At 27.0% G+C, this 6,571-nt stretch carries 7 protein-coding genes and 1 pseudogene; 6 read left to right on the top strand and 2 right to left on the bottom strand.

Features of this window, described 5'->3' with window-relative positions; translation table 11 throughout:
* The 4 genes and pseudogenes from IR152_RS19340 to terS all read left to right on the top strand — a co-directional run.
* Positions 1 to 215, top strand: a pseudogene (locus IR152_RS19340) (helix-turn-helix domain-containing protein); the annotation flags it as partial.
* A gap of 438 nt (positions 216 to 653) precedes the next feature.
* Entirely contained in the window at positions 654 to 905 is a 252-nt protein-coding gene (locus tag IR152_RS19335; RefSeq protein ID WP_227453462.1) for a hypothetical protein, read from the top strand.
* Between the two features lie 15 nt (positions 906 to 920).
* Positions 921 to 1,463, top strand: coding sequence for a tyrosine-type recombinase/integrase (locus IR152_RS19330; protein WP_227453461.1), 543 nt, complete (start codon positions 921 to 923; stop codon positions 1,461 to 1,463).
* Positions 1,464 to 1,857: 394 nt separating this feature from the next.
* Positions 1,858 to 2,646: a phage terminase small subunit gene (gene terS, locus IR152_RS19320; RefSeq protein ID WP_311315459.1), complete on the top strand. Its 789-nt coding sequence runs from the start codon at positions 1,858 to 1,860 to the stop codon at positions 2,644 to 2,646.
* A 330-nt stretch (positions 2,647 to 2,976) separates the two neighbouring features.
* Here the strand turns inward: terS and IR152_RS19315 are convergent, their stop codons facing one another.
* Together IR152_RS19315 and IR152_RS19310 are read right to left on the bottom strand one after the other, a co-directional pair.
* Complete coding sequence (locus tag IR152_RS19315) at positions 2,977 to 3,522, bottom strand: hypothetical protein (RefSeq protein WP_227453459.1); 546 nt, start codon at positions 3,520 to 3,522, stop codon at positions 2,977 to 2,979.
* 77 nt (positions 3,523 to 3,599) lie between these two features.
* A complete protein-coding gene (locus IR152_RS19310) occupies positions 3,600 to 3,797 on the bottom strand; it encodes a helix-turn-helix domain-containing protein (RefSeq protein WP_227453458.1) in 198 nt (65 codons plus the stop codon).
* A gap of 195 nt (positions 3,798 to 3,992) precedes the next feature.
* On the opposite strand from IR152_RS19310, the gene IR152_RS19305 reads away from it, so the two are divergent.
* Both IR152_RS19305 and IR152_RS19300 read left to right on the top strand, forming a co-directional pair.
* On the top strand, positions 3,993 to 4,292 hold the full coding sequence (locus IR152_RS19305) for a hypothetical protein (RefSeq protein WP_227453457.1): 300 nt from the start codon (positions 3,993 to 3,995) through the stop codon (positions 4,290 to 4,292).
* Between the two features lie 240 nt (positions 4,293 to 4,532).
* Positions 4,533 to 5,741 carry a DNA-binding response regulator gene (locus IR152_RS19300; RefSeq protein ID WP_227453456.1) on the top strand — a complete coding sequence of 403 codons (1,209 nt, stop codon included), beginning with the start codon at positions 4,533 to 4,535 and terminating at the stop codon, positions 5,739 to 5,741.
* Positions 5,742 to 6,571 lie beyond the last annotated feature (830 nt).

Below are 6,571 nucleotides of genomic sequence, written 5' to 3'. Positions count from 1 at the left end.
AGATAAATACAAAAACAGGCAAATGGTTTGGTAGACAAAAAGTAACTAAGGAGCTTTTAGAAACCAACAAAGAATTTATAAAATATTATAATAAAATCAATGATGGAAGCTTAAAGAAGAATGAAGTGGCAAAGATATTAAATATTGGTAGGACTACACTTTACGAGTGGATAAAGATATATGAAGGTGGAGAAATAAAAAGGAGCAGAAGATAATTAGTTTATTATAAATATTATTAAATGGCTTCAATTAAATATATAGGAACAAAAGATGAGACATGAATGATATAGACTTGATACCAAAAAAGGTATATAATTGTATTGTGGAAGAAGTGCAAAATAATAATTTAATAGATGCAAAAGGCAAGAGTCTAAATTTTTAGGCTCTTTTTTTATTATAAATATTAAATTTTTATTTACCTAAGAAATAAAGAATTTTTTTGGTATAGTAGGTAGAATGATAAAATCACATCAAGTGATTACAATGATTTTAACTTTATGAATTACTAAGTAAGTAATAAATAATATTTTAATAAAAAGTGACACTTTTGCAACACATTGGTGACACATTGGTGACACATTGGTGACCTTTTGCTTATATAAATGTATTAAAATATTTACATAAGATATTATAAAAAATGAAAGGGGAAAATTATGAAAAAGATTAAAAGTAAGTATAGTAAAGTACCAAAAGTAAATTTAATGGAAACAAAATTATCTGATATATTTAAAAACAATGATTCGGGAGTTTTTAAGCTTGAGGGGGCTGAACAATTTTCAGACGATTGGCTAGATGATTGGTTAGATGAAGCTAAAAGTATTGTTTCAGAAAAAGACCTTGACTATCAAATACAATTTAAAGATGAAGGCACATTTCTTATATTTTATCATGCCTTGAATTTATAAGGTGGTGTTTAAATAATGAAAGTTGAAGCATTTAGAACTCAAAAAGATAAAGAAAAATTTAAAACATATTTGAAAAATAATAAAGATAAAAGACTATATCCTATGTTTGTAATTGGAAGTAATACAGGGTTAAGAATATCGGATATAGTTCCACTTAAAGTAAATCAGTTTAGGAATAAAGAGTATTTAATTATAAATTCAGAGAAGAAAACAGGGAAACGAAAGAAAGTAATAATAAATGATGCTATAAAGAATGTTATCAAAGAATATTATCAAGATAATAAAGGTGATGAATATTTATTTAAAAGTCAAAAAGGTGGTCATATATGTGAAGTTCATGCGTGGCGATTACTTAAAGATGCAGGTAAGAGGTGTAAATTTAATTATAATATAGGCACTCATACAATGAGGAAAACACTAGGTAAAGAAATTAATAAAAAATATGGAATTGATACAACTCAAAAGATACTAGGACATAATAATCAAAGGGACACTTTGCAGTATCTAGGAATAGAGCAAGAAATGTTAGATGGAGTAATGAAAAATATAGATATATAAGTATTGAGATTATTTTATAAGTGATAAAATGTAAAAATTTACAACTAGAAATTACATTCTATTCTCAATAGCTTCTTAAAGATAGTTGAAATGGAGTAATAACAATAAAAGTATGCTAATTGATAAAATGTAAGAAAAAGAGAAATTTTTACATTTTTTTATATACTTATAATCATTGCTATTACTTACTTAAACACGATTTTATATACTTATCTGTATTTTAACTATTATTAATTGAGAATGAAGCTTAACTATTACACTTCTTTCAAAATAAAAACTAGGTTTATGAAAATAGTAAAAAATCTTTTATTAAAAAATATAAAACAACTCAATTAAATCTCCTAACTAGCCTATTTGAAGGCTTGTAGGTTAAAAACTTGATAGAAAGCGAGGTATTTATATTATTAAATCAGAAAACAGGAAAAAGGCTTTTGAAATATATAAAAAAAATAATGGAAATATATCTAACCAGCAACTAGCAAATATATTAAACTTAAAGATTTCAACAATAGAAACATGGAAAAGTAGAGATAAATGGAAAGCACTATTGAAAAGGAAAGTGGGAGCACCTGTAGGGAATCAAAATTCAATAGGAAATAGAGGTGGAGCTCCTATAGGAAATCAAAACGCACGTACACATGGCTTTAATTCTAAGCTTCTAACTACAAATTCTTATAATGTCTATCAAGATATTAAAGGCGTTGGGATGATGGAGTTTTTGGAAACTAATATATTGATGCTGGAAGCTAATATAATAATGGCACAAAAAACTTTATATGTAAAAGATAGAAATGACCATACAAAAGAAATAGTTAAAAAAAGTAAAAACACGGTGGAATATAAAATTCAATTTGCACATGATAAAGTCATAAGTGTTTTAAATGCAACGAGTTTAGCAATGAATAGATTAGCGAATATGATAGTTAGTTATATAGAATTATCTCATAAAAATTGGGATTTAATAGAAGAAGAACAAAGAATAAAAGTAGAGCTTTTAAAAACAGAATTAAAAATAATAAATGAGAGCTTATCGAAAAATAAAGATGCAGATATAACAATAGATGAGGTTATAACTAAGTCACTACCTAACATAACATTCTTAGATGAATATAGAAATCTTAAAAAAGACAAGAGAAGTAGACAAGAGTTTATTAATGATTATATAGATAAAATATCAGTATAAATTAGGATTAATCTGTAAAGCATAGAGCACTTAGAGCACCTCTAAGAAGGAATAATTTGAATATTAATATCAAAGCTAAATAAGTTAGTAATTGCAATGTGTTAAGGGGTAAACTGTATATATAAATTTAAAATAAATATAAACATAATAAATAAACTAATGCTATGTTTTGCTAAGTATATGCTCGATAGAAATATATATAATACGCCCCCCATCACATTTAATAAGTAAATAAAGACAGAGGACTGGAAGGAGACCTTATTTCTCGCAGAAGGTCAAAAAACGAGATTTTCATTGAAAAGTTTTTAGAATATCAGAAAGTAAGTAAAATTACTTATATTTATCCATAAAATCTTTAAGAGCTTGGCTGATAATATCTTGTACCCTGTACTTCTTATTAGCTTCACAGAAGGCTACAAACTCTTTTTGAATATCTTCATATACCTTGTAGCTTCTAGTGACTGTATTACCCTTAAAATCATTTATTTTTAGTTTATCAGCCCCAACTACTTTATTACTACTTTGTGATTCGTACCAGCTGTATACTTCATTTAGTTTATTATTCATATCATTGAATTTAGATAAAATATTATTAAAATCAATGTTAGTTGCGTCAACTAAAGTATTGTCATTGCTAGTGTCGCCCGTAACTACTTTTGAACTACTTTCTAATTCAATAACTTCAACAATAGATATGTATAGCTTCTTAGCTTGATTAAATTCATATCCATGTTGTTTAAATCTATTTCTTATAGTTGTGCGACCAATACCAATATCTTTACATGTGTTAGTTAATGTATTGTCCTCTAGGAGCTTATTATTAATATATTGTATTTGCTCCTTGATAGGTAAGTTATCAAATGTATATCTATCCATGTTTAAACCTCCAAAATAAAATAACTACTAAAGTAGTTTTCTAGTAGTTATAAATAAACCCTTTAGAATTAATATTTTTATTTATCCCAACCTAACAACTCATTAGGGGAACATTTAAGAGCCATGCAAATTTTTTCTAAAGAATCAAATTTAATAGATGTGGTTTGGTTTGAAGCTAATCGTCCAATATTTTGAGGTGTTATTCCAGTTTGTTTTGATAACCAGTATTTACTTTTACCTCTTGACATTAATAATTCATTTAATTGTATATACATATTAAACCTCCTTACAATCATTGTTATATAAATACATATTACACAAGATATGTATTGTATGCAATTTAACTGTTGACAACAATTATTACATATAGTTAATATAATAAGTATAAGTATAAAATATTAGGAACTATTAAAAAACAAACGATTTTAGGACGCAGAAGGTTTATATGTAGGTAAAAAGGAGTGTTAAAAATGATATTAAAAAATGATTTATTAAGAATTGGATTTGACACATACAGGGAAAATGTAGAGGATGAACTATTAGAAAATGACAAAAAAGAATCTGAAAGAATTATGGACATATTACTGGATATATTAGAAGAAAAAGAACATAAAAAAATGTTGGTTGATTTTGAGGAAAATATATTCGGGATAAATGTAATTGAAAAAGAATACGCATACCGAATGGGGGTTTTAGATGGGCTTGACCTAGCTGAATTTATAAACTTAACTAAAAAAACTATGTTTGAAAAGGAATTAAATATATATTAAAACCGTCAGAAAAATAATTCTAAACAATGAATTATAATTTTAATAATGTTATAATATTAGTTAACAAAAAATAACAAAAGGTGAGTGCCTGTGTGACGGCATACACTCACCTTTTCAACTAGAGTCAATCATACTACTAGAGTCTAATTAACATATATAATTTAATTATACAAGATTTACAAAAGAATGTAAATACATAGCTTGTTAGAACTTGATTGACTCTTAAAATAAGGGGGAAATATGACTTGTTCAAATGCAAAGGATATACTGTTAAATGATATAAGTAACTTAGAAGTAATACATAGTAAATCAAAGGGATACATAACATTAGCGAGTAAAAAAGAACAAAAGTTTACACAATGGCACTATAAAATAAATGAGTTAGAAAATAAATGCCATGAGCTTATAGATAACAAAGTAAATGTTTATATAAGCCATAATACCTTTTATAAACCACAGAGAAGAATTGAAAATATAAAAGAATTAAATGCAATATTTATAGATATAGATTGTTACAATACAAAATATACGAAAGAAGCAGTCAGATTTTTTATAGAAAAAGATTTAAATGGAATAATACCAAATCCAACTATGCTAGTTGATAGTGGAAGGGGATTATATTATGTATTGAAGCTTGAACCAGTACCTAGCAAAGCCTTGCCACTTTGGTATGCAATACAAAGATATATATATAATCAATTAAAAGAATTTGGAGCAGATGCGAAAGCATTAGACCCTACACGTGTGTTACGAGCTACAGGGACGGTTAACTCTAAGACACAAACGGAAGTTAAGATAATTGATTATGATGGATATACATATACTTTGAAAGAGATACAAGAAAATTATTTGCCAGAGTTAAAGGAAAAGAAGCAAAAAAGTAAAGGCAGACCCAAGAAGGTCATTAGTTTATTTAATGAGTATAGTTTATATCATGCTAGACTTAATGACTTGATAAAAATATGTGAGCTTAGAAGTTATGATATGGAAGGGTGTAGGGAAGTAACCTTGTTTTTATATAGATATTTTACTTGTTGTTTCATGGAGGATGAGGTACAAGCTTTAGAATGTACATTAGAGCTGAATAAACAGTTCATAAAGCCACTAAGAAAGAACGAAGTAGTAAAACATACAAAGAGTGCAGAAACAGCTTACAATGGCAAGAAATATAAATTTAAAAATAGTACATTGATAGATTTATTGGGAATAACAGAAGAAGAACAAAAACATCTTAAATCAATAATTGGAACAAATGAAAAATACAGAAGAAAAAATATAAAAAGAAATGAAAATAGAAGAAATGAGAACGGATTAACAAAAAAACAACAGGAGCTTTTAGATTTAAAAAAAGAGCTATTAAAACTTAAAGAAAAAGGATTAAGTAATAGAAGTATAGCAAAACAATTAAATATAAGTGAATCTAAGGTAAGGACAACACTAAAAAAATAGGTGCGTTAAAAAATGGGTCTTTGTATTAAGGGGGACGAAGTCCTGTTCCTTATTAGAGTAATATGGAACAGGATTTCTATACAGGTGTAGAAGATATTAAAAAAGAATTCGGATTAATGGATAGTGATTTTGAAACGGACAAAGAGGTTCTTTTAGAAGGATTAGTTTAATTACTAGAAATGACACTTACGAGAGTTAAGAAAGTGCAGAGAAGTAATATTTACTTGTTGCTTTACGGAGGATGAGGTACAAGCTTTAGAACATATCTTAGAGCTAAATAAACATTTTGTAAAGCCACTAAGGGAGTATTAGGTAAAAACCATACGAAGAGTGCAGAAACGGCTTACAAGGGCAAGAAATATAAATTTAAGAATAGTACATTGATGGATTTATTGGGAATAACAGAAGAAGAACAAAAACATCTAAAAACAATAATAGGCAAAAATGAAAAGTACATAAGGAATAATATAAGAAGGCAAGAAAAATCATTGGGATTAAGCTAAAGTAAAGTTGCAAAAAAATTAAATCTAAGTATATCAACTGTAAAAAGATACTGGAATTTTTAACTGGTATCACGAAATGGCTCTTTGTATTAAGGGGGACGAAGTCCTGTTTCCTTTAAAAGATTCAATTTACAAAATTTATGTTGATGTTTAATTCCATACAATGGGATAATTAAATAATATTTAAGGAGGGTTTTTATGTTAAAAAAGCATTGATAATGCTATGTTGTTTATTTGCATTATCAAGTAGTATTGCATTTGCAGATACTGAAACAAATTCTACTTACACAAAAACAGACAAAGCATTATGGACAATTCATATTGAAG

Origin of the sequence: Clostridioides sp. ES-S-0108-01 (assembly GCF_020662285.1) — a bacterium.
Lineage (GTDB): Bacteria > Bacillota > Clostridia > Peptostreptococcales > Peptostreptococcaceae > Clostridioides.
This window is presented reverse-complemented; position numbering and strand designations above follow the sequence as displayed.

Coding starts and splice junctions, on each gene's coding strand:
- IR152_RS19335 (WP_227453462.1), top strand. CDS start 654: ATGAAAAAGATTAAAAGTAAGTATAGTAAAGTACCAAAAGTAAATTTA.
- IR152_RS19330 (WP_227453461.1), top strand. CDS start 921: ATGAAAGTTGAAGCATTTAGAACTCAAAAAGATAAAGAAAAATTTAAA.
- IR152_RS19315 (WP_227453459.1), bottom strand. CDS start 3,522: ATGGATAGATATACATTTGATAACTTACCTATCAAGGAGCAAATACAA.
- IR152_RS19310 (WP_227453458.1), bottom strand. CDS start 3,797: ATGTATATACAATTAAATGAATTATTAATGTCAAGAGGTAAAAGTAAA.
- IR152_RS19305 (WP_227453457.1), top strand. CDS start 3,993: ATGATATTAAAAAATGATTTATTAAGAATTGGATTTGACACATACAGG.
- IR152_RS19300 (WP_227453456.1), top strand. CDS start 4,533: ATGACTTGTTCAAATGCAAAGGATATACTGTTAAATGATATAAGTAAC.